The sequence below is a fragment of the Roseateles sp. FW305-36 genome (assembly GCF_058787015.1).
Genome location: NZ_JBYSZK010000004.1, coordinates 189,713 through 214,896 on the forward strand (window position 1 = coordinate 189,713; position 25,184 = coordinate 214,896).

General features: G+C 66.7%; 26 protein-coding genes and 1 tRNA gene. 11 read left to right on the top strand and 16 right to left on the bottom strand.

The features are described from left to right. Positions 1 to 3: 3 nt before the first annotated feature. From AC3WOE_RS09465 to AC3WOE_RS09475, 3 genes are all read right to left on the bottom strand, one after another. Positions 4 to 2,154, bottom strand: coding sequence for a M3 family metallopeptidase (locus AC3WOE_RS09465; RefSeq protein WP_492689985.1), 2,151 nt, complete (start codon positions 2,152 to 2,154; stop codon positions 4 to 6). Positions 2,155 to 2,253: 99 nt separating this feature from the next. After that, positions 2,254 to 2,862 carry a lytic transglycosylase domain-containing protein gene (locus AC3WOE_RS09470; RefSeq protein ID WP_492689986.1) on the bottom strand — a complete coding sequence of 203 codons (609 nt, stop codon included), beginning with the start codon at positions 2,860 to 2,862 and terminating at the stop codon, positions 2,254 to 2,256. Then, entirely contained in the window at positions 2,859 to 4,604 is a 1,746-nt protein-coding gene (locus AC3WOE_RS09475) for a proline--tRNA ligase (protein ID WP_492689988.1), read from the bottom strand. Before AC3WOE_RS09475 ends, AC3WOE_RS09470 begins: the two co-directional genes overlap by 4 nt. Before the next feature lie 141 nt (positions 4,605 to 4,745). Between AC3WOE_RS09475 and AC3WOE_RS09480 the strand changes: the two genes are divergently transcribed. Beyond that, complete coding sequence (locus AC3WOE_RS09480; protein WP_492689990.1) at positions 4,746 to 5,363, top strand: RNA pyrophosphohydrolase; 618 nt, start codon at positions 4,746 to 4,748, stop codon at positions 5,361 to 5,363. A gap of 42 nt (positions 5,364 to 5,405) precedes the next feature. On the opposite strand, the gene proB is transcribed toward AC3WOE_RS09480, so the two are convergent. From proB to rplU, 4 genes are all read right to left on the bottom strand, one after another. Next, positions 5,406 to 6,521: a glutamate 5-kinase gene (gene proB, locus AC3WOE_RS09485; protein WP_492689991.1), complete on the bottom strand. Its 1,116-nt coding sequence runs from the start codon at positions 6,519 to 6,521 to the stop codon at positions 5,406 to 5,408. Continuing rightward, a complete protein-coding gene (obgE, locus tag AC3WOE_RS09490; protein ID WP_492689992.1) occupies positions 6,518 to 7,591 on the bottom strand; it encodes a GTPase ObgE in 1,074 nt (357 codons plus the stop codon). Before obgE ends, proB begins: the two co-directional genes overlap by 4 nt. 134 nt (positions 7,592 to 7,725) lie before the next feature. Then, a complete protein-coding gene (gene rpmA / locus AC3WOE_RS09495) occupies positions 7,726 to 7,989 on the bottom strand; it encodes a 50S ribosomal protein L27 (protein ID WP_492689994.1) in 264 nt (87 codons plus the stop codon). A 35-nt stretch (positions 7,990 to 8,024) separates the two neighbouring features. Further along, the gene (gene rplU, locus AC3WOE_RS09500; RefSeq protein WP_492690314.1) at positions 8,025 to 8,336 is read right to left on the bottom strand and encodes a 50S ribosomal protein L21; all 312 of its coding nucleotides are present in this window, start codon (positions 8,334 to 8,336) and stop codon (positions 8,025 to 8,027) included. Between the two features lie 377 nt (positions 8,337 to 8,713). Between rplU and AC3WOE_RS09505 the strand changes: the two genes are divergently transcribed. The 8 genes from AC3WOE_RS09505 (at position 8,714) to AC3WOE_RS09540 (ending at position 15,463) form a co-directional block, all read left to right on the top strand. Then, complete coding sequence (locus AC3WOE_RS09505) at positions 8,714 to 9,643, top strand: polyprenyl synthetase family protein (protein WP_492690316.1); 930 nt, start codon at positions 8,714 to 8,716, stop codon at positions 9,641 to 9,643. A 24-nt stretch (positions 9,644 to 9,667) separates the two neighbouring features. Continuing rightward, positions 9,668 to 9,744 (top strand) — tRNA-Pro (locus AC3WOE_RS09510). A 247-nt stretch (positions 9,745 to 9,991) separates the two neighbouring features. Next, complete coding sequence (gene pilB, locus AC3WOE_RS09515) at positions 9,992 to 11,659, top strand: type IV-A pilus assembly ATPase PilB (protein WP_492689996.1); 1,668 nt, start codon at positions 9,992 to 9,994, stop codon at positions 11,657 to 11,659. Between the two features lie 19 nt (positions 11,660 to 11,678). Continuing rightward, a complete protein-coding gene (locus tag AC3WOE_RS09520) occupies positions 11,679 to 12,905 on the top strand; it encodes a type II secretion system F family protein (protein WP_492689998.1) in 1,227 nt (408 codons plus the stop codon). Further along, positions 12,905 to 13,834 (top strand): prepilin peptidase, encoded by a 930-nt coding sequence (locus AC3WOE_RS09525; protein ID WP_492690000.1) that lies wholly within the window; start codon positions 12,905 to 12,907, stop codon positions 13,832 to 13,834. Before AC3WOE_RS09520 ends, AC3WOE_RS09525 begins: the two co-directional genes overlap by 1 nt. Before the next feature lie 10 nt (positions 13,835 to 13,844). Beyond that, entirely contained in the window at positions 13,845 to 14,450 is a 606-nt protein-coding gene (gene coaE / locus AC3WOE_RS09530) for a dephospho-CoA kinase (RefSeq protein WP_492690001.1), read from the top strand. A 23-nt stretch (positions 14,451 to 14,473) separates the two neighbouring features. Beyond that, positions 14,474 to 15,229, top strand: a complete 756-nt coding sequence (gene zapD / locus AC3WOE_RS09535) for a cell division protein ZapD (protein ID WP_492690003.1) — start codon at positions 14,474 to 14,476, stop codon at positions 15,227 to 15,229. Between the two features lie 18 nt (positions 15,230 to 15,247). Continuing rightward, positions 15,248 to 15,463 carry a DNA gyrase inhibitor YacG gene (locus AC3WOE_RS09540; protein WP_492690004.1) on the top strand — a complete coding sequence of 72 codons (216 nt, stop codon included), beginning with the start codon at positions 15,248 to 15,250 and terminating at the stop codon, positions 15,461 to 15,463. On the opposite strand, the gene AC3WOE_RS09545 is transcribed toward AC3WOE_RS09540, so the two are convergent. Genes AC3WOE_RS09545 through tal form a run of 3 tightly spaced genes read right to left on the bottom strand, consistent with a single transcriptional unit; the run spans position 15,464 to position 18,647 of the window. Next, complete coding sequence (locus AC3WOE_RS09545; protein ID WP_492690006.1) at positions 15,464 to 16,084, bottom strand: HAD family hydrolase; 621 nt, start codon at positions 16,082 to 16,084, stop codon at positions 15,464 to 15,466. Then, on the bottom strand, positions 16,081 to 17,703 hold the full coding sequence (pgi, locus tag AC3WOE_RS09550) for a glucose-6-phosphate isomerase (protein ID WP_492690007.1): 1,623 nt from the start codon (positions 17,701 to 17,703) through the stop codon (positions 16,081 to 16,083). The genes AC3WOE_RS09545 and pgi overlap by 4 nt, the downstream gene beginning before the upstream one ends. Before the next feature lie 2 nt (positions 17,704 to 17,705). Then, positions 17,706 to 18,647 (bottom strand): transaldolase, encoded by a 942-nt coding sequence (gene tal, locus AC3WOE_RS09555; protein WP_492690008.1) that lies wholly within the window; start codon positions 18,645 to 18,647, stop codon positions 17,706 to 17,708. Positions 18,648 to 18,757: 110 nt separating this feature from the next. Between tal and zwf the strand changes: the two genes are divergently transcribed. Further along, a complete protein-coding gene (gene zwf / locus AC3WOE_RS09560) occupies positions 18,758 to 20,203 on the top strand; it encodes a glucose-6-phosphate dehydrogenase (RefSeq protein ID WP_492690010.1) in 1,446 nt (481 codons plus the stop codon). Positions 20,204 to 20,205: 2 nt separating this feature from the next. Next, entirely contained in the window at positions 20,206 to 21,066 is an 861-nt protein-coding gene (locus tag AC3WOE_RS09565; protein ID WP_492690318.1) for a MurR/RpiR family transcriptional regulator, read from the top strand. Positions 21,067 to 21,133: 67 nt separating this feature from the next. Here the strand turns inward: AC3WOE_RS09565 and AC3WOE_RS09570 are convergent, their stop codons facing one another. From AC3WOE_RS09570 to AC3WOE_RS09595, 6 genes are all read right to left on the bottom strand, one after another. Further along, positions 21,134 to 21,448 (bottom strand): STAS domain-containing protein, encoded by a 315-nt coding sequence (locus tag AC3WOE_RS09570; protein WP_492690012.1) that lies wholly within the window; start codon positions 21,446 to 21,448, stop codon positions 21,134 to 21,136. Between the two features lie 2 nt (positions 21,449 to 21,450). Further along, positions 21,451 to 22,089, bottom strand: coding sequence for an MlaC/ttg2D family ABC transporter substrate-binding protein (locus AC3WOE_RS09575; protein ID WP_492690014.1), 639 nt, complete (start codon positions 22,087 to 22,089; stop codon positions 21,451 to 21,453). An 86-nt stretch (positions 22,090 to 22,175) separates the two neighbouring features. Beyond that, positions 22,176 to 23,045 carry an MlaA family lipoprotein gene (locus tag AC3WOE_RS09580; RefSeq protein ID WP_492690016.1) on the bottom strand — a complete coding sequence of 290 codons (870 nt, stop codon included), beginning with the start codon at positions 23,043 to 23,045 and terminating at the stop codon, positions 22,176 to 22,178. After that, complete coding sequence (mlaD, locus tag AC3WOE_RS09585; protein ID WP_492690018.1) at positions 23,045 to 23,545, bottom strand: outer membrane lipid asymmetry maintenance protein MlaD; 501 nt, start codon at positions 23,543 to 23,545, stop codon at positions 23,045 to 23,047. Before mlaD ends, AC3WOE_RS09580 begins: the two co-directional genes overlap by 1 nt. A 12-nt stretch (positions 23,546 to 23,557) precedes the next feature. After that, positions 23,558 to 24,337 carry a lipid asymmetry maintenance ABC transporter permease subunit MlaE gene (gene mlaE / locus AC3WOE_RS09590; RefSeq protein WP_492690020.1) on the bottom strand — a complete coding sequence of 260 codons (780 nt, stop codon included), beginning with the start codon at positions 24,335 to 24,337 and terminating at the stop codon, positions 23,558 to 23,560. Next, a complete protein-coding gene (locus AC3WOE_RS09595; RefSeq protein WP_492690320.1) occupies positions 24,334 to 25,119 on the bottom strand; it encodes an ABC transporter ATP-binding protein in 786 nt (261 codons plus the stop codon). The genes mlaE and AC3WOE_RS09595 overlap by 4 nt, the downstream gene beginning before the upstream one ends. Between the last annotated feature and the right edge of the window lie 65 nt (positions 25,120 to 25,184).

The following is a 25,184-nucleotide window of genomic DNA, read 5'->3' on the forward strand; positions in this document are numbered from 1 at the left end:
CCATCAAGGCTTCTGCACCACCAGGCCGCGACGTTCCAGCAGCGGCTTGATGTCGGGTTCATGGCCGACGAGGTTGCGGAACAGCACCATCGCGTCCTCACTGCCGCCACGCGACAGCAGCTTGGCGCGCAGCGCATCGCCGTTGGCACGCTTGAGGCCGCCGTTGGACTTCAGCCATTCCACGGTGTCCGCGTCCAGCACCTCGCTCCAGATGTAGGCGTAGTAGCCGGCCGAGTAGCCGCCCATGATGTGGCTGAAGTAAGGCAGGCGGTAGCGCGGCGGCACCGGGCCGAAGTCGATGCCCTCGTCCTTCAGCACCTTGGCCTCGAAGGCCATGACGCCGTCGGCCGCCGGAACTTCGCCGGCCTTGAGCTGGTGCAGGCGCTGGTCGACGATGGCCGCGCTCAGGTAAGACAGGGTCATGTAGCCCTGGTTGAAGCGCTTGGCGCGCGACACCTTGTCCAGCAGCTCGCGCGGCATGGGCTCGCCGGTCTGGTAGTGCTTGGCGTAGTTGGCGAGCACGCTCGGCCAGTCGGCCCAGACCTCGTTGACCTGCGAGGGGTACTCGACGAAGTCGCGCGGCACGCGGCCCAGGCTGGGGTAGCGGCCCTTGTTGAACATGCCGTGCAGGGCATGGCCGAATTCGTGGAAGAGGGTGTTGACCTCGTCCCAGGTCAGCAGCGTCGGCTCGCCGGCCGGCGGCTTGGGGATGTTGAGGTGGTTGGCGACGACGGGCGAAGTGCCTTCCAGCGGGTTCTGGTTGACGTAGGCGTTCATCCACGCACCGCCGCGTTTGCTCGGGCGGGCATAGAGGTCGGCGATGAAGATGGCCAGCTGCTTGCCGTTGGTGTCGAAGACGTCGTAGGTGCGCACGTCGTCGCGGTAGACCGGCAGGTCGGTGCGGCGCTTGAAGCTGATGCCGTAGAGCTGGTGGGCGGCGAAGAAGACGCCCTTCTCCAGCACGCTGGTCAGCTCCAGATAGGGCTTGAGCTGGCTCTCGTCGAAGCCGTACTTGGCGGCGCGCAGCTTCTCCGAGTAGTAGCTCCAGTCCCAGGGTTGCAGGTCGAAGCTGGTCTGCTGCCTGGCCGACTGGTCGGCGTCGATGAGATTTTGCAGCTCGGCCGCTTCCTGCTTGGCCGAGGCGACGGCGGCGGGGCCCAGCTTGCCGAGCATGGCGTTGACGGCATCGGCCGTCTTGGCGGTCTCCTCCTCCAGCACGAAGGCAGCCGGCGTCGCATAGCCCAGCAGGGCCGCGCGCTCCTGGCGCAGCGCGATCACGCGGGCAATGATGCCCGTGGTGTCGTTGGCATTGCCGCGGCTGCCGCGCGCGACCGACGCACGGTGCAGGCGCTCGCGCACGGCACGGTTCTGAAGATTGGTCTCCTGCGGCTGGATGGTGGTGTTGAGCAGCGTCAGGACGTATTTGCCTTCCAGGCCGCGCTTCTTGGCGACCTCGGCAGCAGCGGCGATCTGGGCTGGTGTCAGGCCGGCCAGTTCCTCGGCGCTGTCGACGACGATGGCCGAGTCGTTGACCTCGGCCAGCACGGCCTTGTTGAAGCTTGCGCCCAGCGTCGCCAGCTCGGCGTTGAGGGCCTTCATGCGGGCCTTCTGCTCCTCGTTCAGCAAGGCGCCGGCACGCACCATGTCGCGGCGATAGCGCTCGATGAGGCGCTTGGCTTCGGCATTGGGCGCGGCCTTGTCACGCGCGGCGTACAGGGTCTCGATGCGGGCGAACAGCTTGGGGTTGAGCTGGATGGCGTCGCGGTGGGCGGCCAGCTTGGCGGCGTAATCGGTCTGCAGTTGCTGGCGCGCGGGATTGGCGTCGGCACCGATCAGGCTGTACAGCAGCGTGCTGGTGCGGCGCAGCAGGCGGCCACTGCGCTCCATCGCGATGATGGTGTTGGCGAAGGTCGGCGCGGCGGCGTTGTCGGCGATAGCCTGGACCTCGGCCAGTTGCTCGGCCATGCCCTTGTCCAGGGCCGGACCGAAATGCTCGTCCTTGACCTTGTCGAACTGCGGGTACTGCAGCGGCAGCGGGCTGGGCTTGAACAGCGGGTTGTCCGCGGGCTGTTGGCCCCAGCTGAGGCTGGTGGCCAGCAGGGTCGACAGCAGGAGAGGCGCGAAGCGTCTGACGGCAGGTTTTGCAGCGGGCATGAGCAGGCTTGTCTTGTGGACGAAACCATCGAGCCTAACGCCCCGACAGGCCCCAGCCACAAGCCACGCCGGGTCAACCCTGAGGCCTTTACCGGCCCTTCACTTCTCGCCGGGCAGCAGCCACTGGCGCCGCGCGGCGAACACCGCGTTCGGATACTCCGGCCGACCGCGGCTGCCGTTGTAGCGGCCCAGGGCGAGGTACATGTCGCCCTTCTCGCGATCCAGGTAGTGCCGCAGGATGACGCAGCCGAAGCGCAGATTGCTCTGCATGTGGAAGAGGCGCGCGGCGTCGCCGTCACCGATCAGCTGGGTCCAGAAGGGCATGACCTGCATATAGCCGCGCGCGCCGGCGATGCTGATGACGTATTTGCGAAAGCCGCTCTCGACCTGCACCAGGCCCAGCACCAGACTGGGCTCAAGGCCGGCGCGCTTGGCTTCGTACCAGACCGTCTCGAGGAACTCGATGCGGATCTGCGTCTCGCTCAGGCGCTTCTTCAGCCGCTCGCTCATGGCACCCAGCCAGCGCAGATAGGCCATGCGCTCGTCGATCTGGTTGGCCTCGAACTTCGGACGCGGTGGGGCACTCTGGGCGATGGAGGCGCTCAGGGCCGAGCGCATCGAATCCGCCAGCGGCTCCTCGACCTGCGCGCCCGCCCGCGCTGCCAGCGGCGCGGCAAGCAGGCTGGACAGGAGAAGCCGGCGCTTCAAAGCTTGAGCAGGCCCTTCAGATGGCCAACCAGGTCGTTGACGCCGAGCTTGGTCGCGGCCTCGTCGCGGCGGCCCTGGTATTCGACCTGGCCTTCCTTCAGGCCGCGGTCGCCCAGCACGACGCGATGCGGCACACCGATCAGCTCCCAGTCGGCGAACATCGCGCCGGGGCGCTCGCCACGGTCGTCCAGCAGCACGTCCACGCCCAGGGCCTTGAGTTCTTCGTAGAGCTTGTCGGCGGCGGCCTTGACCTCGGCGCTGCGGTCGGCACCGATGGGGCAGACGACGACGGTGAACGGCGCGATGCTGTCCGGCCAGATGATGCCGCGGGCATCGTGGCTCTGCTCGATGGCGGCGCCCAGGATGCGGGTCACGCCGATGCCGTAGCAGCCCATTTCCATCAGCCTGGGCTTGCCGTTCTCGTCCAGGAAGGTCGCGTTCATCGCGGCCGAATACTTGGTGCCGAGATAGAAGACATGGCCGACCTCGATGCCGCGCTGGATGGCGAGCAGGCCCTTGCCATCGGGCGACGGATCGCCGGCGACGACGTTGCGGATGTCGGCAACGAGATCGGGCTCGGGCAGGTCACGGCCCCAGTTCACGCCGGTCAGGTGGAAGTCGGCCTCGTTGGCGCCGCAGATGAAGTCGCTCATGACGGCGACGGTGCGGTCGGCGATGACCTTGACGGGCTTCTTCAAGCCGATGGGGCCGAGGTAGCCCGGCTTGCAGCCGAAGTGGTCCTCGATCTCGCCGACGGTGGCGAAGCGGAAGCCGTTCTTCAGGCCTTCGACCTTGCCGGTCTTGACCTCGTTGAGCTCATGGTCGCCGCGCACCAGCAGCAGCCAGACCTGGGTCTTGGTGATGTTGCCGTCCTTGTCCAGTTCGTCGGTGGCCAGCACCAGCGACTTGACGGTCTGGGCCAGCGGCAGGTTCAGCAGCAGCGCGACCTCGGCGCAGGTGGCCTTGCCGGGCGTGGGTGTCTTGGCCAGGGTCTGCAGCGCGTCGCCGCGCGCGGGCAGCAGAGCCACGGCCTCGGCCAGCTCCATGTTGGCGGCGTAATCGCTGGTGGGGCAGTAGACGATGGCGTCTTCGCCGGTCTCGGCAATGACCTGGAACTCGTGGGAGCGGTCGCCGCCGATGGCGCCGGTGTCGGCCGCCACGGCGCGGTACTCCAGACCGAAGCGCTCGAAGATCCGACCGTAGGCCGCGTACATATTGTCGTAACTGCGGCCGGCGGCCTCGACGTCACGGTCGAAGGAATAGGCGTCCTTCATCGTGAACTCGCGGCCGCGCATCAGGCCGAAGCGCGGACGGCGCTCGTCACGGAACTTGGTCTGGATGTGATAGAAATTTTTCGGCAGCTGGCGGTAGGAACGCAGCTCCTGGCGGGCGATGTCGGTGATGACTTCCTCGCTCGTCGGCTGGACGATGAAGTCGCGGTTGTGGCGGTCCTTCACGCGCAGCAGTTCGGGGCCCATCTTGTCGAAGCGGCCGGTCTCCTGCCACAGCTCGGCGGGCTGGATGACGGGCATCAGGCACTCCACCGCGCCGGCCGCGTCCATCTCCTCGCGAATGATCTTCTCGACCTTGCGGATGACGCGAAGACCCATCGGCATGTAGTTGTAAATGCCGGCGCCCAGGCGCTTGATCATGCCGGCGCGCATCATCAACTTGTGGCTGACGATCTCCGCGTCGGCGGGCGCTTCCTTGAGGGTCGAGATGAAGAACTGGGAGGCTTTCATGGGCGGTACTAAATGCGAAGGCCGGGTGAAAACCCGGCCGAAGTCACAGCAAAACAGGGGCAAATCTTCGGGTTAGCGAGGGCGCTGGCGCAATCGCGGCCCGATGCAATAATCGAACCAACTAGAGATTTGAGGTTGATTATGCTCGACCGTGAAGGCTTCCGCCCCAACGTCGGCATCATCCTGCTCAACCAGCGCAACGAGGTTTTCTGGGGCAAACGCATCCGGACGCACTCGTGGCAGTTCCCGCAAGGGGGCATCAAGCACGGTGAAACGCCTGAGCAGGCGATGTTCCGAGAGCTCCACGAAGAGGTGGGGCTCACACCAGAGCATGTGCGCATCATCGCGAGGACCCGCGACTGGCTGCGCTACGAGGTGCCCGAGCACTTCATCCGGCGCGACGCGCGCGGCCATTACCGCGGCCAGAAACAGATCTGGTTTCTGCTGCAGATGGTGGGCCGCGACTGCGACATGAATCTGCGCGCCACCGACCACCCCGAGTTCGACGCCTGGCGCTGGAACGAGTACTGGGTGCCGCTGGAGGCCGTCATCGAGTTCAAGCGCGGCGTCTATGAAATGGCGCTGACTGAACTGGCGCGCTATCTGCCGCGCATCAACCATCACAACCGCTATCTGCGGGCTGGCATGCGGCCGGCGCATCGCGAGCGCAACAGCGGGCCCATGCCACTGGATACCGGTAGCGGGCCGGTGCCACTGGAGGCGGCGGTGACGCCGCCGGATGGCGAGCCGCCGAGCTGACTCAACCAAGTACCAAGTTGTGGCTTCGCCGCAATCTCGTCCTCACCGGAGGACGAGATTGTCCCGGTGGATGAGTTCGGGTTCGGCGGCATAGCCGAGCAGTGCCTCGAACTCCGACGACGGCTTGCGAGCAATCAGCCGTGCTTCCGACGCCGAATAGTTGGCCAGGCCGCGCGCCAGCTCGACGCCTTCGGCCGTCTGCACGGCGATGACGTCGCCGCGATGGAAGCCGCCCTGCACTTCGACGACACCGATGGGCAGCAGGCTCTTGCCCTCGTCGCGCAGCTTGACGACCGCGCCGGCATCGACCTTGACCGAGCCGCGCAGCTGCAGGTGATCGACCATCCACTGCTTGCGCGCCGCCAGCTTGGGCGTGGCCGCCAGCAGGGCCGTGCCGATGGACTCGCCACGCGCCAGGCGCAGCAGCACGTCGGGCTCGCGCCCCCAGGCAATGACGGTGCCGGCACCACTGCCGGCCGCGCGCTTGGCGGCCAGGATCTTGGTCAGCATGCCGCCGCGGCCGATGCTGGAACCAGCACCGCCCGCCATGCGCTCCAGCTCCGGGTCGCCGGCCTGGGCCGTGTCGATGAAGCGGGCGTTGGGGTCCTTGCGCGGGTCGGCCGAGTACAGGCCACGCTGGTCGGTCAGGATGACGAGGGCATCGGCCTCGACGAGATTGGCCACCAGGGCACCCAGGGTGTCGTTGTCGCCAAACTTGATCTCGTCGTTGACGACGGTGTCGTTCTCGTTGATGACGGGCAGCACACGATGCGCCATCAGCGTCAGCAGTGTCGAGCGGGCATTCAGATAACGCTCGCGGTCGGCCAGGTCGGCATGGGTCAGCAGCACCTGGGCGCTGTGCAGGCCGTGGGCGCTGAGCTGGCTCTCGTACATCTGGGCCAGCCCCATCTGGCCGACAGCCGCCGCGGCCTGCAGCTCATGCAACTCTTTGGGGCGCGTTGCCCAACCGAGGCGCTTCATGCCCTCGGCGATGGCACCGCTGGACACCATGACCAGCTCGCGTCCTTCGCCCGCCAGCGTCGCCAGCTGACGGCTCCAGTTCGCGATCGCTTCGGCATCAACGCCGCGGCCCTCGTTGGTGACGAGGCTGGAACCGACTTTGACAACGATGCGGCGCGCGCTGGAGAGCAGGGTCATTCTGTGGCGTTGGGGGACTCAGGCGAGTCGAAACGGATATCGCGCTCTTCGATCACGCGCTGCTCGGCGGCGACGTGGTCGTAGATGGCGTGGATCAGCGGCTGGCAGCCCTGGCGGGTCAGGGCCGAGATCTCGAAGACCGGCCCCTTCCACTTGTAGCGCTTGATGAAGTCCTTCACGCGCGCGGCGCGTTCTTCCTCGGGCACCATGTCCAGCTTGTTCAGCACCAGCCAGCGCGGCTTGGCGTGCAGCTCGGGGTCGTACTTCTTCAGCTCGGCCACGATGGCCTTGGCTTCCTTGACCGGATCGACCTCGGGGTCGAAGGGAGCCAGGTCGACGACATGCAGCAGCAGGCGGGTGCGCTGCAGATGGCGCAGGAACTGGTGGCCGAGACCCGCCCCCTCAGCGGCGCCTTCGATCAAGCCGGGGATGTCGGCGACGACGAAGCTCTTTTCCGGCGCGACGCGCACGACGCCCAGATTGGGGTGCAGGGTCGTGAAGGGGTAGTCGGCGATCTTGGGCTTGGCGTTGGACACCGCCGTGATCAGCGTCGACTTGCCGGCGTTGGGCTGGCCCAGCAGGCCGACATCGGCCAGCACGCGCAGCTCCAGGCGCACCTTCTTGATCTCGCCCGGCCAGCCCGGCGTCTTCTGGCGCGGCGCCCGGTTGGTCGAGGTCTTGAAATGCAGATTGCCGAAGCCGCCGTCGCCACCCTTGCAGAGCAGGATGCGCTCGCCCGGCTCGAGCAGTTCGCCGATGACGGCTTCGGTCTCGAGGTCGGTGATGATGGTGCCGACCGGCATGCGCAGCACGATGTCGTCAGCAGCGGCACCGAAACAATCGGAGCCCCGGCCGGCTTCACCGTTGCGCGCCTCGTGGCGGCGCGCGTAGCGGTAGTCGATCAGCGTGTTGAGATTGCGATCGGCCTCGGCCCAGACGCTGCCGCCCTTGCCGCCATCGCCGCCATCCGGTCCGCCGAAGGGGATGAACTTCTCGCGGCGAAAGCTCGCGCAGCCTGCGCCACCGTTACCGGCGGCGACATCGATGGTGGCTTCGTCAACGAATTTCATGGCGGATTGGCCATCGTAATGGCTGGGTTGGATCTGGCGTGCCGTCGTGTGGCGCAGCAGACTTCAGAAATGACAAAGCCCCGGCGAGCCGGGGCTTGGAGTGTCGGGCGATGTTGTCGCCCGAACTGCCGACCTTAGGCGGCCAGCGGGGTCACGACAACCGTCGAACGGCTGTTGGCGCCCTTGGTGGTGAAGCTCACGTGGCCGTCGACCAGCGCGAACAGCGTGTGGTCCTTGCCGATACCGACGTTGACGCCGGGGTGGAACTTCGTGCCGCGCTGGCGAACGATGATCGAACCCGCGGAGATCAGTTCACCGCCGTAAGCCTTGACGCCCAGCATCTTGGGCTTGGAGTCGCGGCCGTTCCGTGTAGAACCGCCGCCCTTTTTCTGTGCCATGTTTAGCTCCTAGAAATTAGCGAAAGAAGATGGGATCAGCCGTTGACCGCGCTGATTTCCAGCTCGGTGAAGTTCTGGCGATGGCCCTGGCTCTTCTTGTAGTGCTTGCGACGGCGCATCTTGAAGATGCGAACCTTGTCGTGCTTGCCGTGGCTGACGACCTTGGCGCTGACCGTAGCGCCGGCGACCAGCGGAGCGCCGACCGTCAGGCCGTCACCGCTGCCAACTGCCAGCACCTGGTCGAGGGTGACCTCAGCGCCAACTTCCGCGTCGAGCAGCTCGACCTTGATCTTTTCGCCAGCAGCAACCTTGTATTGCTTGCCGCCGGTTTTGATGACCGCGTACATATTCATCCTTCCGCACCTTGGGGGTGCATTCACCCGGCTCCAGCGGCTTGACGCTCAGCTTTCGCTCCGCGCCGCCGCCCTCGTCGGGCCTTTTTGTCGGTTTTGGTCTCTCGGCAAACGCACACTGAGCTCAACACCCAGGACGCACGAATTGCAAAGAGCCCGCGAGTATACCCTGAGGTTTGGCGCGAAGGCAATCGCCCCCTTGAGCCGACGCTTGCAAGCCCCACGACAAGCCGCAGGCCCCAGCCTCGGTCGGGGCGGGTGGGAGCCGTTTCTATAATGAGCCATCCCTTGCCTGAGAGTCCAGAGTGCGCGTCGAGACTGCCTCGCCCCCATCCCAAGTTGCCGAGGTTCTCGCCCGGCTGGCCGCCGAAATGGCCCAGGTCGACGCCGTCATCGCCCAGCGCCTCTCCTCAGACGTCGCGCTGATCGACCAGATCGCCCACTACATCGTGCATGCCGGCGGCAAGCGCATGCGGCCCAAGCTCGTGCTGCTGTTCGCCAATGCGCTGGGCTTCGACAAGCCGGCGCGCTTCGAGTTGGCGGCCGTCGTCGAGTTCATCCACACGGCGACGCTGCTGCACGACGATGTCGTCGACGAGTCGTCGCTGCGCCGCGGCAAGCCGACGGCCAACGCGCTGTTCGGCAACGCCGCCAGCGTGCTGGTCGGCGACTTCCTCTACTCGCGCGCCTTCCAGATGATGGTCTCGGTCGACCGCATGCGCGTGCTGGAGGTGCTGGCCGAGGCGACCAACGTCATCGCCGAGGGCGAGGTCCTGCAGTTGATGAACATGCATGACCCGGACATCACGGTGGAGAGCTATCTGCGCGTGATCCGCTTCAAGACGGCCAAGCTCTTCGAAGCCAGCGCACGCCTGGGTGCCGTGCTCGCCAACGCCTCGTCGGAAGTCGAGGAGGCCTGCGCCGCCTACGGCCGCGCGCTGGGCACGGCCTTCCAGCTCATCGACGACGTGCTGGACTACGAGGGCGATGCCCTCGAGCTGGGCAAGAACATCGGCGACGACCTGCGTGAAGGCAAGACGACCTTGCCGCTGCTGATCGCCATGGAGCGCGCCATGCCCGATCAGCGCGCCCTGCTGCGCCATGCCATCGAGGAAGGCGAGCAGGAAAAGCTGCAGGAGATCGTCGCCATCGTGCGCTCGACCGGCGCCCTGGAATCGACCCGGGAGGCTGCCCGAACCGAGGCGCGGCAGGCCGCCGACTGCCTCAGCCATCTGCCTCCGAACAAGTGGACCGAATCTCTGCTAGAATTCGCAATTCAGTCGGTTGAGCGCCACTCGTAGCGAGACGTTCAACGGAAGACAAATCGGGGTGTAGCTTAGCCTGGTAGAGCGCTACGTTCGGGACGTAGAGGCCGGAGGTTCGAATCCTCTCACCCCGACCAAGTCTTCAGAGTCACGCCCTCGGGATGAGGGCGGTGCAAACGGCCAAAGCTGGCCAAAGCTTCAAATGGCCTGGTTGCCGTACCAAACGGCCTGAAATCCTGACGTTATCCCTGGAAATCGTTTGCTTCTAGGCTGGCCGGCGGCTGGCACAATCGGTGGACTTCGCTCCTTCCGTCGTCGACGCAACCACCTGTGGAAACCCCGCTCGCTGAGCCGCTTCAGTCTTCCCTTTCGGGGGTTGCGCGCATGCTGGTGCATGCCGGCAAGCTCCAGGCCAAGGCTGCCGAAGATCTCGTCCGGCTGTCGAGGGAAAAGAAGACCAGCTTCGTCAACGCGGTCATCGCGAGCGGACAGGTCTCTCCGGTCGACCTCGCGCACACCCTGTCGAGCGCCCTCGCCCTGCCCTTGCTGGATCTGTCCGCGATGGATCCGCAGCGCATGCCGCAGAACGTCATCGACGGCAAGCTGGCGCAGCAATACCAGGTCGTCGCCTTGTCGCGGCGCGGCAATCGTCTTTTCGTGGGCGGCGCCGATCCCACCGATCTCGAGGTCATCGAGCGCATCAAGTTCGCCACCCAGCTGCAGCCGGAATGGGTCATCGTCGAGCACGACAAGCTCGCCAAGATGCTGACCAGCAGCGGTGCGACGGCGACAGAGTCGCTGGAGAGCATCGCCGGCGGCGACTTCGACTTCGACATCGCCGAGGAAGACGCGACGCCGCAGCAGGAGGCGGCCGAGCTGGCCGACGTCGAGGACGCGCCCGTCGTGCGCTTCCTGCAGAAGATGCTGGTCGACGCCATCAATCTGCGCGCGTCCGACCTGCACTTCGAGCCCTACGAATATCACTACCGTGTGCGCTTCCGCGTCGACGGCGAATTGCGCGAGATCACGCAGCCGCCCATCGCCATCAAGGACAAGCTGGCCTCGCGCATCAAGGTGATCTCGCGGCTGGACATCGCCGAGAAGCGCATTCCGCAAGACGGGCGCATGAAGCTGAAGTTCGGTGCCAAGTCCATCGACTTCCGCGTCAGCACCCTGCCCACGCTGTTCGGCGAAAAGATCGTCATCCGTATCCTGGATTCGTCGTCGGCCAAGCTGGGCATCGATGCCCTGGGCTACGAGAAGATCGAGAAGGAACGCCTGCTCGCCTGCATCTATCGCCCTTACGGCATGGTGCTGGTGACCGGCCCGACGGGTTCCGGCAAGACGGTGTCGCTCTACACCTGCCTGAACATCCTGAACCAGCCGGGCGTCAACATCTCGACCGTCGAGGACCCGGCTGAAATCAACCTGCCCGGCATCAACCAGGTCAACGTCAACGACAAGGCGGGCCTGAACTTCTCGGCCGCACTGAAGTCCTTCCTGCGCCAGGATCCCGACATCATCATGGTCGGCGAGATCCGCGACCTGGAAACGGCCGACATCGCCATCAAGGCCGCGCAGACGGGCCATATGGTCATGTCGACGCTGCACACCAATGACGCCCCCAAGACGCTGACCCGCCTGCTCAACATGGGTGTGGCGCCGTTCAACATCGCGTCCAGCGTGCTGCTCATCACCGCCCAGCGCCTGGTGCGGCGCCTCTGCGAGAACTGCAAGGCGCCGGCCGACTACCCGCGCGACGCACTGCTGAAGGCGGGCTTCGCCGAAGACGACTTCGACGGCAGCTGGAAGCCCTACCGTGCCGTGGGCTGCAGCAGTTGCACAAATGGTTACCGCGGCCGTGTTGGCGTTTACCAAGTCATGCCGATCACCGAGGCAATCCAACGCATCATCCTGGCTGAGGGAACGGCGATGGACATCGCCGAGCAGGCCAAGAAGGACGGCGTGCGGGACCTGCGCCAGTTCGGTCTGGTGAAGGTGCGCATCGGCGTGACGACGCTGGAAGAAGTCCTGTCGGCCACCAACGAATAAACAGACTCGAGGGAAACGCATGGCCACTGCCACCGCTGCTGCAGCAAAAGGCGTCAAGGACTTCGTCTTTGAGTGGGAGGGCAAGGACCGCAACGGCAAGATCGTCCGGGGCGAGTTGCGCGCCGGCGGCGAGGCCATGGTCAGCGCGACCCTGCGCCGCCAGGGCATCCTGGTCAGCAAGGTCAAGAAGCGCCGCGCCAGCGGTGGCAGCGCGATCAAGCAGAAGGACATCGCCGTCTTCACGCGTCAATTGGCGACGATGATGCGCGCCGGCGTGCCGCTGCTGCAGGCCTTCGACATCGTCGCCCGCGGCGCCACCAATCCGCGTCTCACGCGACTGCTGAACGACATCCGCCAGGACGTGGAAACGGGTACCAGCCTGTCGTCGGCCTTCCGCAAGCACCCGATGTACTTCGACGCCCTGTATTGCAACCTCGTCGAGGCGGGCGAGGCCGGCGGTATCCTGGAAGCCCTGCTGGACCGTCTGGCGGTCTACCAGGAAAAAACGGTCGCCATCAAGAACAAGATCAAGTCGGCGCTGACCTACCCCATCGCCGTCATGGTGGTGGCCTTCGTCGTCGTCGCCGTCATCATGATCTTCGTCGTGCCGGCCTTCGAGGACGTCTTCAAGTCCTTCGGCGCCGACCTGCCCGCGCCGACGCTCTTCATCATCGCGATGTCGAAGTTCTTCGTCTCCTACTGGTGGCTTATCTTCGGCAGCATCGGCGGCGGCATCTATTTCTTCCTGCAGACCTGGAAGCGCTCCGTGCCCATGCAAAAGCGCATGGACCGGTTGCTGCTGAAGGTGCCGGTGTTCGGCGATCTCATGTACAAGTCCGCCATCGCACGCTGGACCCGCACGCTGTCGACCATGTTCGCGGCCGGCGTGCCGCTGGTCGAGGCCCTGGACTCCGTCGGCGGCGCCTCCGGCAATGCCGTGTTCCAGGAAGCGACCGAGCAGATCCAGCGCGACGTCTCCACCGGCTCGGCGCTGACCACGTCGATGCAGACGACGGCCATCTTCCCGACCATGGTGCTGCAGATGGCCGCCATCGGCGAGGAATCCGGTTCCCTGGACCATATGCTGGCCAAGGCGGCCGAGTTCTATGAAGACGAGGTGGACGAAGCGGTCAAGGCCCTGTCCAGCCTGATGGAGCCCTTCATCATCGTCATCCTGGGCACCATCATCGGTGGCATCGTCGTGTCCATGTACCTGCCGATCTTCAAGCTCGGCCAGGTGGTCTGATGACGGTGGACTACAGCCAGCTGCTGTCGCCCTGGGCCCTCGGCATCTTCGGTCTGTGCATCGGCAGCTTCCTGAACGTCGTCATCTATCGCCTGCCGGCGATGCTGGAGCGGCAGTGGCTGCATGAGTCGGCCGCGCAGCTGACCGATGCGCCGGTCATGGCGCGCGTCGCCGGCGTGCCCGCGGCCGAAGCGGAAAAGCTGGCCAAGGCGGTCGACGCCTACGGCACGAAAATCGAGGCCCTGCCGCCCTTCACCCTCGCGGCGCCGCGCTCGCGCTGCCCGCACTGCGGCCATCAATTGCGCTGGCACGAAAACCTGCCCGTCATCGGCTGGCTGCGCCTGGGCGGCAAATGCGCCAACTGCAAGGCGCCGATCTCCAAGCGCTATCCCCTCATCGAGCTGGTCACCGGCATCGCCTTCGCGGCCCTCTCCTGGCGCTTCGGTGCCCAACCGACGACGCTGCTGTGGTGCGGCTTCGTCGCGGCCCTGATCGCGCTGGCCATGATCGACTGGGACACCACCCTGCTGCCAGACGCCATCAACCAGCCCCTGCTGTGGGCCGGCCTCGCCGCCGCGCTGATGGGCTGGACGATTCCGCTGGACAAGGCCCTGGTCGGCGCGCTGGCCGGTTATCTGTCGCTGTGGTCGGTCTATTGGGTGTTCAAGCTCCTCACCAAGAAGGAGGGCATGGGCTACGGCGACTTCAAGCTGCTGGCCGCGCTGGGCGCCTGGCTGGGCTGGCAGATGATCCTGCCCATCGTGCTCGGCGCCTCGGCCATCGGCGCCGTCATCGGCATCATCATGAAGATGAACGCCGGCCTGCGCGAAGGCCGCTACGTGCCCTTCGGCCCCTTCCTGGCCGGCGGCGGCCTGGTCGTGCTGTTCGCAGGCCAGAGCACGGTGATGGGCTGGCTCGGCTGGGCCTGACGCAGGCGCGATGAGGGTCGGCCTGACCGGCGGCATCGGCAGCGGCAAGAGCACCGTCTCAGGCTTTCTGCGCGAGGCCGGTGCGGCCATCGTCGACACGGACGCCATCTCCCGCGCGCTGACCGCAGTCGGCGGCGCTGCCATGCCGGCTGTTCGCCAGCAGTTCGGCGCCGACTTCGTCAGCGCGGACGGCGCCCTGGACCGCGACCGCATGCGCGCCCTCGCCTTCTCCGACACGAGTGCCAAGCGCCGCCTCGAGGCCATCCTGCACCCGCTGATCACCGCCGAAGCCCTCGCCCAGGCCGACGCCGCCAAGGCAGCCCTCATCGTCTTCGACGTGCCCCTGCTCGTCGAGTCCGGGCGCTGGCGGCCGCGCCTGGCGCGCGTGATCGTCGTCGACTGCTCGACGGAGACCCAGATCGAGCGCGTGCTGCAACGCCCGGGCTGGACTCAGGAACGCGTCGCGGGCGCCCTCGCCGCCCAGGCCACGCGCGAGGCCCGACGCGCCGCCGCTGACGTGGTGCTGCTGAACGACGGCCTGCCCCTTGTTGCGCTCAGAAACGAGGTTGTCGACCTGGCCGCGCGCTGGGGCTGTGGAACAATCGCCCGGCCCTGATAGCAGTCCATCCCGAGGCCCCCTTGGTCCTGTACGAGTACCCGTTCAACGAAAGCATCCGCACGATGCTTCGCCTCGAACATCTGTTCGACCGTCTCGGTACGTTGATGTCGCGCGAACCCGCGCTGGACCATCACTTCGCCCTGGTCACGCTGTTCGAGATCATGGACGTCGCCTCGCGCGCCGACCTCAAGAGCGACCTGCTGAAGGAGCTCGAGAAGCACAAGGCCCAGTTCGTCAGCTACCGCGGCAGCCCCGGTGTCGACGAAGCGCGCCTGGACGAGGTGGTCGCCCGCATCGACGGCGCCTTCGGTCGCCTGAACGCACTGGCCGGCAAGGCCGGCGCGGCCCTCACCGGCAACGAGTGGCTGATGAGCATCCGCAGCCGCATCAGCATTCCCGGCGGCACGTGTGAATTCGACCTGCCGGCCTACTACAACTGGCAGCAACTGCTGCCGGTGCGCCGCCGAAAGGACCTGATGACCTGGGCCCAGACGCTGATGCCGCTGGCCGAGGCCCTGCAGGTGCTGCTTGGCCTGCTGCGCGACTCCGGCACGCCGCACAAGGTGGCGGCCACGGCCGGCCAGTTCCAGCAAAGCCTGCCCGCCGGCCGCGTCTACCAGCTGCTGCGCATGCGCATCGACCCCAGCCTGGGGCTGATTCCCGAGATCTCCGGCCACCGGCTGATGGTCTCCATTCGCCTGATGCGCCAGGACGAGGAGGGCCGGCTCAAGCTGGCCGCCGAAGACAGCGGCTTCGAGCTCGCCTTGTGCCAGTGACGAGCCAGTGAAGCACTCATGAAGACGAACGATCAGGGCGAGCGCCTGGTGCGCTGCCCGCAATGTGGGGGCGACAGCGTGTTCGCGCCCAGCAACAAATGGCGGCCCTTCTGCAGCGAACGCTGCCGGCAGATCGACCTCGGCGCCTGGGCCAGCGAGTCCTTCCGCGTGCCGGCCACGCCGCCCCAGGATCCCGATGAATTCGGGCCGGACGGCGAGCCGCTGATTCATTGATCAGGCGCTGAGCAGCCTTCGCGACACCAGCTCACGCCGCGCGCTGGCGGTGTCGGTGAACAAAAAGGCCTGCCAGTCGCGCGACAGCGCGGCGTCGACATTGGCCGGATGGTCGTCCAGGAACAGCAGCTCCTGAGGCGGCACGCCGAAGCGCCGCTCGGCGATGGCGAAGATCTCGGCGCTGGGCTTGATCTGCTTCACATGGCTGGAGAACACGCCCGACTCGAACCACTCGGCGAGCGGATGCGCCTTGGCCAGATGGGCCGCGTAGGGCTCGGGCATGTTGGACAGGAAGTGCAGGGTGTGCCCCGCGGCGCGCAGGTCGCGGATCAGCACCGCCGTGGCCGGGATCAGCATCAGCTCATCCGGCACGCCTCGCACGACCGCCGCGACGTCGCTGCGCGGCCAGCCGGTGCGCGCCGAGATGCGGCGCACCACCTCGTCGGCACCGATCAGTCCCTGGTCGAACAGGCCCCAGTCGCCGCCGTAGTTCTGGAAGAAGGTCGCCGCCGCGGCCGCGCCCTGCTCCAGCGTCTCGATGCGATGCGGCCACATGCGCGCGAGGAAGCTGGCCGGATGCCAGCGGAACACCACGCCGCCGAAGTCGAAGACGATCTTCATGCCGCCACCAGGCGCTTCAGCAGGCCAGCCGTCGAGCCGTCCAGGCCCGACGTGTCGCCGGAGTCCAGGCGCGGCAGCAGCTGGTTGCACAGGGCCTTGCCCAGCTCCACGCCCCATTGGTCGAAGCTGTTGATGCCCCACAGCGCGCCGGTCACGAAGACACGATGCTCGTAGAGGGCGATCAACGCGCCCAGCGAACGCGGCGTCAGTGCGTCCAGCACCAGCGTCGTGCTGGGCCGGTTGCCGGGGAAACTGCGATGGCGGGCCAGCACATCGCGGTCGAGCGTGGCCGAGGCGGTGGGCGCCTTCTCGGTCAGCGCCTCGGCGGCCGTCTTGCCCTGCATCAGGGCCTGGCTCTGCGCCAGGCAGTTGGCCAGCAGCTTGCGGTGCTGGTCGGCGAGCTTCTCGGCCAGTTCGCCCGAGGCGCCATGGTTGGGGCGCTTCACGGCGATGAACTCGACCGGGATGACGTCCGTGCCCTGGTGCAGCATCTGGAAGTAGGCGTGCTGGCCGTTGGTGCCGGCCTCGCCCCAGACGACGGGCGAGGTGCCCAGCGACAGCGCATTGCCGTCCAAGTCCACGCCCTTGCCATTGCTCTCCATCTCGAGCTGCTGCAGATAGGCCGGCAGGCGGCGCAGGCCCTGGTGGTAGGGCGCGACGCTGCGGCTCGTGAAGCCATGGAAGTTCCGATACCAGATGTCGATCAAACCGAGCAACACCGGCAAGTTGCGCTCCATCGACGCCGTCTCGAAGTGCCGGTCCATCGCGTGCGCACCGGCCAGCATCGCGCGGAGATTGTCGGCTCCCACGGCGATGGCGATCGGCAGCCCGATGACCGACCACAGCGAATAGCGGCCACCCACCCAGTCCCAGAAACCGAAGGCCGTGTCGATGCCGAAGGCTGCTGCGGCCGCGGTGTTGCTGCTGGTGGCGACGAAGTGGCGCGCCACATTCGTGCCGCCATTGGCGAGGAACCAGGCCTTCGCGGCCTGGGCGTTGGCCAGCGTTTCCTGCGTTGTGAACGTCTTGGACGCGATGACGAACAGCGTGTGTCGGGCGTCAAGGCCGCGCAGCACCGGCGCCAGGTCATGGCCGTCGACGTTGGAGACGAAATGCAGCTTGATGCCGGGCGCGCGGAAGGCCTCCAGCGCCTGCACGACCATGGCCGGGCCGAGGTCGCTGCCACCGATGCCGATGTGCACGACGTCGGTGATCTGGCCGCGCTCGCCTCGGCGTACGCTTTCGGCGAAAGCCAGCATCACATCCAGCGAGGCCTGCACTTCGGCGTTGAAGGGCGTATCGCTGCCAGCCGGCGCGCGCAGCGCCGTGTGCAGCACCGCGCGTCCCTCGGTGTGGTTGACCGGGTCGCCGCGCAGCAACGCGTCCCGACGCTCCTCCAGCCCGCAGTCGCGTGCCAGCTTGACCAGCAAGGCCAGCGTGGGCACATCGATGCGGTTCTTGGAGAGGTCGGCAAAGACCTCGGGCGCCTCGAAGGACAGCGCATCGAAGCGGCCCGCGTCGGCCTTGAAGGCATCGCGGATGTCGAAGCCGCGACCACTCGCGGCGTAATGGGCCTGCAGTTCGGCCCAGACGGGAGAGAGGTCGCAGCGTGTCGTCATGATCAGGCGGCCTGGATGAGCTTGTCGAGCTTGCCGGCGTCGACGGCGAACAGGCGAATGCCTTCGGCCAGCTTCTCGGTCGCCATCGCGTCCTCGTTCAGGGCGAAGCGGAAGGCGGCTTCGTCGAGATGGATGGCGGGAATGACCGCCGACTTGGCCGGATCGAGAGCCCGCTCCAGCTTGGCCTCGGTGGCCTGCAACTGGGCCAGCAGATCGGGACTGATGGTCAGCAGGTCGCAACCGGCCAGGGCCTGGATCTGGCCGATGTTGCGGAAGCTCGCGCCCATGACCTCGGTCTTGATGCCGTGCTGCTTGAAGTAGGCGTAGATCTGGCTCACCGACTTCACGCCCGGGTCATTGACGCCAGCCTGCGCGGCTTCATCCCAGCTCGCGCCGGCCGACTTCTTGTACCAGTCGTAGATGCGGCCCACGAAAGGCGAGATCAGCTGCACCTTGGCCTCGCCGCAGGCCACCGCTTGCGCGAACGCGAACAGCAGGGTCAGGTTGCAGTGGATGCCTTCGCGCTCCAGTTCGGCGGCGGCCTGGATGCCTTCCCACGTCGAGGCCAGCTTGATCAGCACGCGCTCGCGCTTGATGCCGGCGGCCTCGTACAGGCTGATGATGCGGCGCGCACGAGCCAGCGATGCAGCCTTGTCGAAGCTCAGGCGGGCATCGACTTCGGTCGACACGCGGCCCGGCACGACCTTCAGGATCTCGAGACCGAAGCGCACCAGCACGTGGTCGACGATCTCGTCCAGCGGCTGGCCACGGTGGGCCTCGACCGTTTCCTTCAGCAGCGGCGCGTAATCCGGCGACTGCACGGCCTTCAGGATCAGTGAAGGATTGGTCGTCGCGTCGCGCGGGGCGAACTGGGCGAGCTGCAGGAAGTTGCCGGTGTCGGCGACGACGGTGGTGAGGGCTTTGAGCTGGTCGAGCTGGTTCATGACTGGCATGCCGGATTGACCCGGCGAAGAAACTGCTGCATAGTATTTCACGAAACTTAGTTACACAACGGTTAGCGCCCCTGTGCGGCGCTGGCCTGGAGACCCCGCAGATGTCTTTCGATCTCGTGTTCTTTGGCGGTACCGGCGACCTGACGTGGCGCAAGCTGATGCCCGCGCTGTTCCAGGCCTTCCGCCATGGCAAATTGCCCGAAGGCGGTCGCATTCTCGCCGTCGCGCGTGACGACCAGACCGACGAGCGTTACAGGGAGTGGCTGAAGGAGCGCTTCCGCGAAGTGGACGGCGCCAAGCGCCCGACGGACGAAGAGTTCGAGAAGTTCGGCTCGCTGATCCACTACCGCCGCATGGACCTGTCACAGCCCGAGCACTACCAAGGGCTCAAGGACTGGCTGGACGCTCGCAATGCCGACACCGTCGTGCTGTATCTCGCCACCAGCCCGCACCTGTTCACCGGCATCTGCCAGCAGCTCGGCGCCGTCGGCCTGAACCACGGCAAGGTGCGCGTGGTGCTGGAAAAGCCGCTGGGCCACGACCTGGCCAGCGCGCAGGAGATCAACCGCGCGGTACGCGGCGTCTTCGCCGAAAGCCAGGCCTTCCGCATCGACCACTACCTCGGCAAGCCCTCGGTGCAGAACCTGATGGCCCTGCGCTTCGGCAACGCACTGTTCGAGCCGCTGTGGCGCCGCGAGAGCATCGCCAACATCCAGATCACGCTGGCCGAGCGCCTGGGCGTGGGCACGCGTGGCGCCTTCTACGACGGCACCGGCGCGCTGCGCGACATGATCCAGAACCATGCGCTGCAGCTGCTGACCATGATCGCCATGGAGCCGCCGAGCAGCAACGACGCCGATGCCATCCGCGACGAAAAGCTCAAGGTGCTGCGGTCGCTCAAGCCCTTCACGCCCGACAGCGTGGCCCGCGACGTCGTGCGCGGCCAGTACCGCGCCGGCAGCATCGAAGGCAAGGCGGTGCCGGGCTATCTGGAAGAGGTCAAGGTGCCGCCCGACAGCGCCTGCGAAACCTTCGTCGCCCTGCGCACCGAGATCAACAACTGGCGCTGGGCCGGCGTGCCCTTCTACCTGCGCACCGGCAAGCGTCTGGCCGAGCGCGACGCCCAGATCGTCGTCAACTTCCGGCCGGTACCGCACAAGATCTTCGCCGGCGGCAGCCAACCCAACCGACTCGTCATCAAGCTACAGCCCGAGGACGGCCTGGAGCTGCAACTGCTGGCCCAGAAGGGTGCAGGCGCCGGCGAGCAGCTGACGCCGGTGTCGCTGGACCTGGACTTCGACAAGGCCTTTGCGACGCAGCGCGTCGGCGCCTACGAGCGCCTGCTGCTGGACGCGATTGCTGGCCGCCTCAACCTGTTCGTGCGCAGCGACGAGCAGGAACAGGCCTGGCGCTGGGTCGAGCCCATCCTCGACGCCTGGACGGCCGACACCAGCGGTCCGCGCCCCTATTCCGCCGGTTCCTGGGGCCCGGCCGCCGCGAGCGCGCTGGTCGCCAGAGACGGCTTCTCATGGGCTGAAGAACAATGAGCATCCTCGAGCGCGTCAAGGCGGCCCTGCCCGCCCTCCCTCCGGCAGAACAGCGGGTCGCCAAGCTGTTGCTGGCCGACGCGCGCAGCTTTGCCAGCCTGCCGGTCAGCGAGCTGGCCGACCGGTCGCACGTGTCCAAGCCGACCGTGGTGCGTTTCTGCCGCAGCGTCGGCTATGACGGCCTGGCCGACTTCAAGCTGAAGCTGGCCGGCAGCGTCAACGAGGGTGTCCCCTTCGTGCACCGCGCGGTGGACGAGGACGACAAGCCGGGCGACATCATCGTCAAGGTCGTCGACAACGCCGTCGCCGCCCTGCTGCACTACCGCAACGACGCGGCCAGCCATGCCTTCGAACGCGCCATCGAGGCGCTCGCCGATTCGGCCCGCCACAACAAGCGCATCGAGTTCTATGGCGTCGGCAACTCCGGCATCGTCGCCCAGGACGCCCAGCACAAGTTCTTCCGCCTCGGCGTGAACACCGTCGCCACCAGCGACGGCCATGTGCAGCTGATGAGCGCCACCATGCTGCAGCCGGGCGACTGCGCCGTCATCATCAGCAATTCGGGCCGCAGCCGCGACCTGCTGGACGCGGCCGAGATCGCACGCAAGAAGGGCGCGACCATCATCATCATCACGGCCAGCGCCTCGCCTTTGGCGCAGCTGGCCCTGGGGCCGAGCCAGATCCTGCTGGCGGTGGACCACCCCGAGGACTTCGACCGCTACAGCCCCATGGTGTCGCGGCTGTTGCACTTGATCGCGGTGGACATCCTGACCACGGGCGTGGCGCTCAAGCTGGGCCAGCAGCTGCGGCCGATGCTGCAGGAGATCAAGAAGAACCTGCGCGCCAAGCGCTACGCAGGCTGACCCCCGCCCGCTGACGCCGCCGGAGGGAACAAAGCCCGCTGTTCAGGCGGGCTTTGTCTTTTCTGGATCAGGCCTGTGCGGCTGGACTTGGTCCCCAGAACAATTCGGACACGCCGTAAACGCGGGCCAGTTCGCGCAGCTTCTCCGGCGCGTCGTCGAGCTTGAGGGTGGCGCCCTGCTCGCTGCACTGGCGAGCCGCGGACAGCAGCAGGCTAAGTGCCGATGAATCGAAATCCGTCAGGCCGGCGGCGGACAGCCGCACCTCGCGGCCGGCGGCAGCGAGCACCTGCGCGGCTTCGGCGCGCAGGGCCGGCGACATCTGCGCCCAGGCGCCACGGGCACCCTCCATGCGCAGCCGCGGGGGCAGCTTCAACCCGCTCAAGATCAGCTCTTGGCGGCCGGCGCGCTGGCCTTGGCGTTCTTGTCGGCCAGGCTCTTGATCAGGCCGTCGATGCCATTGGCGCCGATCTCCTGGGCAAAGCTGTTGCGGTACTGGTCCGCCAGCCAGATGCCCAGCACATTGACGTCGTAGATCTTCCATTCGGCCCCGGCCTTCTCCAGGCGGTAGTCGAGCTGGATGGCGTCACCCTTGCCGCGGATCTCGGTCTTGACGACGACCTCGGTGTCGGTCGGCTGGGCGCGCAGCGGCTTCAGGCCGATGGTCTGGTCCTTCACCTGGGTCAGGGCGCCGGCATAGGTGCGCACCAGCAGGGTCTTGAACTCGGCCTGCAGCTTGCCTTGCTGCTCGGGCGTGGCCTGGCGCCAGAAGCGGCCGACCGCAGAGGCGGTCATGCGCTGGAAGTTGACATGGGGCATCACCTTGGCATCCACCAGGGCAATGACCTTGCTGACGTTGCCGCCCTGGATGTCCTTGTCGGCCTTGACGGCCTCGATGGTTTCCAGGGACAGCTGGCGGATCAGCTGGTCGGGTGCGCCGGCATCGGCCGCATGGGCGGCGTGCACGCCAACGAGGCCAAGGGTGGCCACGGCGAGCAGGCGGCGCAGGGAAGTCAGCAGGGTCATGGTGTCGCTTTCACAGAACGGGACGGGCGCTCAACGCGCCAGTCCGGGGTTTGGTTGGCTATCGGCTGGTAACCATTGGCACGCGCTCAGCGCGCCGCCGCCGAGGCCGGCTCGGCGGGCCGTTTCACGCTGGGCTCGGAGGCCGCGGCCTCGGGTGCCGAAGCCGCAGCAGCCGACACGGAAGGCGCCGGCGCCGAAGCGCCGCTGCCCGGCACCAGCACCTCGATCTCGTCGTCATCATCGAAGCTGCCGCGCCTTTGCAGATAGGCATCGCGGTAAAAGGTGTATTTGTCCAGCGCGATGCCTTCCAGCATCTCGCCGGCGCGCAGGAAGTTGGCCCGCGTGTTGACCAGGTTCAGCGCCGTGATGACCACCTTCTTGCGGCCGTCGTCGAAGACCACGGCCGGCGACGCCTGCCAGTCCACCGGCAGGGCCAGCGAATCGCGCACCGACGACGGGCCGAACAGCGGCCAGACGATGTAGGCGCCCGTGCCCATGCCCCATTTGCCCAGGGTCTTGCCGAAGTCCTGGCTGTTCTTCTCCAGGCCCGCTTCGGTCGCCACGTCCAGCACGCCCGCGAGGCCGAGGGTGGAGTTGACGGCAAAGCGCATGCCCTGCTCGACACCGGCCTTGAAACGACCTTGCAGGAAGAGGTTGACCGCCGACCAGGCGTCGCCGATGTTGCCGAAGAAGTTGTCGATGCCGGTACGGATGGGCGAAGGCACGAGCTCGGAATAGGCCGTGGCCACCGGCTTGAGGACGTTCTCGTCCAGCTTCTCGTTGAAGGCGAAGACCTTGCGGTTCCACGACTCCCACGGGTCGAGCTTCTGTCCCTTGGAACCCATGACCTTGTCGACGGCCCGCTCGATGCGCGAACCGACGCCCTTGACCGTCTGGCAGCCCGCCAGGCCCAGCGCCAGCGTCAGCAGGGCCACGAAACGGAACAGGGCCCGCATCACGGCTTGCTCCCCGAGGCCGCCGGCTGGGCCGGGGCGCTGCCCATGTCGGAAGCCTTGCTGTTGATGAACTGGCCGATGAGGTTTTCCAGCACGACGGCGCTCTGGGTCTGCTTGATGACGTCGCCGCCGGTGAGGTTCTTCTCGTCGGCGCCGGGCTCCAGGCCAATGTACTGCTCCCCGAGCAGGCCGGAGGTCAGGATCTTGGCCGAGCTGTCCTTGGGGAACTGCGTGGCCTTGTACAGATTGATCAGCACCTTGGCCTGGAAGGTCTTGTCGTCGAAGTTGATGGACTCGACGCGACCGACCACGACGCCGGCGCTCTTGACCGCCGCATTGGGCTTGAGGCCACCGATATTGTCGAAACGCGCCGACACCTGGTAGGTGGCATCGAAATTCAGGCTCAGCAGATTGCCGGCCTTCAGCGCCAGGAACAACAGGGCCGCGCCACCGATCAGCACGAACAAGCCCACCCAGGCGTCATAACGAGAGGATTGCATCCTTCCTTCTCCCTAAATCGAAAACATCATGGCGGTCAACATGAAGTCCAGCGCCAGCACGGCCAGCGACGACACCACGACAGTGCGCGTGGTCGCGGCCGACACGCCCTCCGGCGTCGGCCGGCAACCATATCCTTGCAGCAGCGCGATGAAGGTCACCGTCACGCCGAACACCAGGCTCTTGACGACGCCGTTGCCGACATCCTTGAACACGTCGACGCCGCCCTGCATCTGCGACCAGAAAGCGCCGGCATCGATGCCCAGCAATGGCACGTCGACCAGCCATCCGCCCATGATGCCAAGCGCCGAGAAGACCGCGGCCAGCAAGGGCATCGCGATCAGCCCCCCCCAGAAGCGCGGCGCCAGCACGCGCTGCACCGGATCGACGGCCATCATCTCCATGGCGGTGAGCTGCTCGCCGGCCTTCATCAGGCCGATTTCGGCGGTCAGCGACGTGCCGGCGCGACCGGCGAACAGCAGCGCCGTGACGACCGGCCCCAGCTCGCGCACCAGGCTGAGCGCGGTCAGCAGGCCGACCGCCTCACGGGAGCCATAGCGCTGCAATGCGTAGTCGCCCTGCAGGGCCAGCACGGAGCCGACAAAGAGGCCCGACACGCCAATGATCAGCAGCGAGCGGTTGCCCAGATAGAAAAGCTGTTCGCGCACCAGCACGAAACGCATCAGGGCCCGCGGCGAATTGGCCAGCAGCGCCCAGAACAACCGGGCGGCAGCGCCCCAGTCGGCAAGCAGCCGGCGCACGCCGAGTCCCACATGGGCGGCCAGGCTCATCATCGCGTCACCCCGAAATCCTCGGCCACCGGCTGGGCCGGCTGATGGAAGCGCACCGGGCCGTCGGCCTGGGCACCCACGAACTGGCGCACCAGCGGGTCGTCGCTGTGGCGCAGCTCGTCCGGCGTGCCCTGGGCCACGACGCGGCCGTTGGCCACCATGGCCACCTCGTCGGCGATCTCGAAGGTCTCGTGCAGGTCGTGCGAGACGATGATGCTGGTCAGGCCCAGCGCGTCGTTCAGGTCGCGGATCAGCCGGGCGGCCACGCCGAGGGAAATCGGGTCCAGGCCGGCGAAGGGCTCGTCGTACAGGACCAGGTCGGGGTCCAGCGCAATGGCACGGGCCAGGGCCACGCGCCGCGCCATGCCGCCCGAGATCTCGCTGGGCAGCAGGTCGCGCGCGCCGCGCAGGCCGACGGCATTGAGCTTCATCAGCACCAGGTCGCGGATCATGGCCTCGGGCAGGTCGGTGTGCTCGCGCAGCGGGAAAGCGACGTTCTCGAAGACGCTGAGATCGGTGAACAGGGCGCCGAACTGGAACAGCATGCCCATGCGCCGGCGCACGGCGTATAGGGCGTCCAGGCTCAGCGGCGCCAGATCCCGGCCGTCGAACAAGACCTGGCCATGCATGGGGCGCAGCTGGCGGCCGAGCAGGCGCAGCACGGTGGTCTTGCCGCCGCCCGAGGTGCCGATCAGCGCCAGCACCTTGCCGCGCTGCAGCTTCAGGTTGACGCCGTCCAGGATCACGCGGTCGCCGTAGCCAACGCTGACGTTGCGCAATTCAATCAGGGGAGCAGATGCCGAGGAATTCACGCGATCAGGCCAAAGCCGGGCGGGAGAAAGGGCGCCAT